This is a genomic window from Nostoc sp. WHI, from assembly GCF_015714725.1.
In the GTDB taxonomy this organism is placed as follows: domain Bacteria; phylum Cyanobacteriota; class Cyanobacteriia; order Cyanobacteriales; family Nostocaceae; genus Nostoc.
The window spans coordinates 1-1,982 of sequence record NZ_WBKM01000115.1 but is presented as its reverse complement, the minus strand read 5'-3'; the positions used below and the strand labels follow the sequence as shown (position 1 = coordinate 1,982).

Sequence of the window (1,982 nt, the reverse complement as noted above, 5' to 3'; positions counted from 1 at the left end):
CAATAATATGGCGATACATTGACCCGCTAAAACTAACGCAGCCTGTCTAATTGTTTCTTCTCTTTCTTTAACTATTCTTCCAGACCACTCCTCGATATTTTTCAACTCTAAAAGTTTCGTTACATCCTCTTTAAAATCTGATAATGAATCGGCAAAATTTAGATTTGCATATATGTTTTTCTCCATAAAAGTAGATACTTCCTATTTCAAAACTATTCCTGAAAAGAAATTTTACCTTTTTTATAGTCGCAACAATGTACAGAAACCTCGTTTTTAGCACAGGTTGTGTCTTCTAACGAATATTACTCAGGTCATTGTATTAAATGTTTAATATGTACGTAAGAGTTTATTAGCGATCGCTCTCCAGGTGGGGTTATCTCACAAAATCGCATTGCTCCCTAGCCTAATTGTGAAATCGAAAAGGTGCTATCGCTCACAGATTATTTTCCATTTTCATATAGAATAACAACTGCTCATTCAAGGACTATTTTGTGAATTCAACAGTAGCAGGAGAGGAAAAATAATGGCTGAACTCAAACTCCGGTCAAAAGATCCAGATTCCCTCAGACGCATTATTCAAAGTGCTTTGTCAGAAAGATTACAGAGTGTGACAGCAGGAATCAAAAGAACAGAAGAAAGGATTCAGGAATTTGAAACCAAATATAAATTATCGACTGAGGAATTTATCACTCAGTTTAATAATGATGAATTATCCCATAATTTTGACTTTGATGAGTGGATTGGAGAAGCTCGAATGTTGGCACATTTACAACAAACAAAAGAATCCATAGAGGAGATTGATTTTGTTGATTGAAGATTATTTTCAGCAAATTCAGCTTTTAATTGAATCCTCAAAAACAGTTCAATTATTTCATATAGAAACTGAAAAGAGAGGAATGTATGAAGGTTTTATCCGAGCCAGACTCGAATTTAAAGATAACTCCTTGCTGCATTTCCGGGAATTTGTTTATGTTGAAATCTCCCAAGAACGAAAAATGTATAGTTATCAATATATGAGTTCAGAGAATAATCTAATTTTTCGCTATGACAATGCTGAACATCACCGAAAATTAAATCTGACTACTTTCCCTCATCATAAACATGATGGGAGTGAGGATAATATCGTTAAATCAGATGCTCCTTTTTTAACTGAGATCCTAAAGGAAATTGAAAAAATATTAGAATAACGTCAAAAAGCTTGTTAGCAACATCTAAGGAAATTGATTTAGTCTACGCCATAATTACCTCTCAATCCCGGAAAAAACTTACTCCAAACACTTTGCTCTTTAGGGGTTGAATCCCCTTGCATAACACCAAATAATCCTTGCTGTTGGGCTTGAATCTCCTGCATATTAAAAGAATAAATTGTCTGGGCTAACTCTGGATTCTCTTCTAACAGTTCGGCTTCAATCTCCAACTCCTGCTGCAACAATTGGGCGTTTCGACGCAAGAACATCTGCTGATTATGTCGCTGTCTGATAAGGGATTCAGTCAGGTGTAATTGTTCTTCAAAACTCAAATCGTCGTGTTCGTTATACATTTTATTCAACTTCAATTAATCCAAAGTATTCTGCCGAAAGCTCCATCAAGTATTTAAGAGCTAAACAATCGCAGTAATTAGTGTATATTTGAGCAATAATTTTGAAAATTTCTAATATGTTATCAGGCGTTACTTCAGTGAAACGAGAAGCTAAACTAAATGCTGAGTTTTCATCTTGTGGCTCTAGCGGCGTTGCGTCAGCCCACACTATTAAACCTCGGCTGTCTAATTCTGCTAAAGAAATAGCATTAACCGCATCAATCACAGAATTAGGCGCATACCTGAGCAATAGTTTAATCATAAATAACACCTCCATAAAGTAATTGATATCCTAATCGCAGCCTCGTAATAAATTCGTCAGTATTGCGATTCCCCCAAACTGGATTACTACGACAAATAATCCAGTTGTTCGGATTATGACAAACAAAAGAATGACAAATAG

At 35.3% G+C, this 1,982-nt stretch carries 4 protein-coding genes and 1 pseudogene; 2 read left to right on the top strand and 3 right to left on the bottom strand.

Annotation, left to right across the window (positions count from 1 at the left end):
* Window positions 1-186 (bottom strand): annotated as a pseudogene (locus F8S12_RS11435) (ISLre2-like element ISCst1 family transposase); the annotation flags it as partial.
* A 337-nt stretch (window positions 187-523) separates the two neighbouring features.
* Between F8S12_RS11435 and F8S12_RS11430 the strand changes: the two are divergent.
* Both F8S12_RS11430 and F8S12_RS11425 read left to right on the top strand, forming a co-directional pair.
* Window positions 524-814, top strand: coding sequence for a hypothetical protein (locus F8S12_RS11430; protein WP_181374328.1), 291 nt, complete (start codon window positions 524-526; stop codon window positions 812-814).
* Window positions 804-1,187 (top strand): toxin-antitoxin system TumE family protein, encoded by a 384-nt coding sequence (locus F8S12_RS11425; RefSeq protein WP_196516408.1) that lies wholly within the window; start codon window positions 804-806, stop codon window positions 1,185-1,187. The genes F8S12_RS11430 and F8S12_RS11425 overlap by 11 nt, the downstream gene beginning before the upstream one ends.
* 38 nt (window positions 1,188-1,225) lie before the next feature.
* Here F8S12_RS11425 and F8S12_RS11420 read toward each other — a convergent pair whose 3' ends face one another.
* Window positions 1,226-1,540 carry a hypothetical protein gene (locus F8S12_RS11420; RefSeq protein ID WP_196516407.1) on the bottom strand — a complete coding sequence of 105 codons (315 nt, stop codon included), beginning with the start codon at window positions 1,538-1,540 and terminating at the stop codon, window positions 1,226-1,228.
* 1 nt (window position 1,541) lies between these two features.
* Window positions 1,542-1,841, bottom strand: a complete 300-nt coding sequence (locus F8S12_RS11415) for a hypothetical protein (RefSeq protein ID WP_196516406.1) — start codon at window positions 1,839-1,841, stop codon at window positions 1,542-1,544.
* Window positions 1,842-1,982 lie beyond the last annotated feature (141 nt).

Excerpts from the sequence above, each read along its gene's own strand:
- F8S12_RS11430 (WP_181374328.1), top strand. The coding sequence starts at position 524 with ATGGCTGAACTCAAACTCCGGTCAAAAGATCCAGATTCCCTCAGACGC.
- F8S12_RS11420 (WP_196516407.1), bottom strand. The coding sequence starts at position 1,540 with ATGTATAACGAACACGACGATTTGAGTTTTGAAGAACAATTACACCTG.
- F8S12_RS11415 (WP_196516406.1), bottom strand. The coding sequence starts at position 1,841 with ATGATTAAACTATTGCTCAGGTATGCGCCTAATTCTGTGATTGATGCG.